Genomic DNA, 420 nt, shown 5'->3' on the forward strand with positions numbered 1-420 from the left:
GCCACCTACGAACCCCGAGGCGCCAGTGACGAGGATGCGCCTCATGTGTTGACTTGTCGGCTCAAGCGTTGGCGGTGTGGCGGCAGATATCGGCGTCGACCATCTCGGTGATCAGCGCCTCAAAGCTGGTCTGCGCCTCCCATCCGAAGGCCGCCTTCGCCTTAGCCGGGTTGCCCAGAAGCACCTCTACATCCGCCGGCCGGAAAAACGCCGGATCAATAATCAGGTGGTCGTCGATGTTCAGCCAGACATGTTTGAAGGCTATCACGCAGATGTCACGCAACGTTGTCGTGCGGCCTGTTGCTATGACGTAGTCGTCAGGCTTGTCATTCTGAAGCATCAGCCACATCGCCTTGACGTAGTCCCGGGCATGGCCCCAGTCGCGCTTGGCATCGATGTTGCCAAGCCGCAGCTCCTTCT

General features: G+C 59.8%; 1 protein-coding gene. It reads right to left on the bottom strand.

The features are described 5' to 3' along the window. Positions 1-61 precede the first annotated feature (61 nt). Positions 62-420, bottom strand: a 359-nt coding sequence (locus MKL20_RS21115; protein WP_244038320.1) for a GDP-mannose 4,6-dehydratase, incomplete at its 5' end; no start/stop codon positions are given.

Origin of the sequence: Methylobacterium sp. E-066 (assembly GCF_022829635.1) — a bacterium.
In the GTDB taxonomy this organism is placed as follows: domain Bacteria; phylum Pseudomonadota; class Alphaproteobacteria; order Rhizobiales; family Beijerinckiaceae; genus Methylobacterium.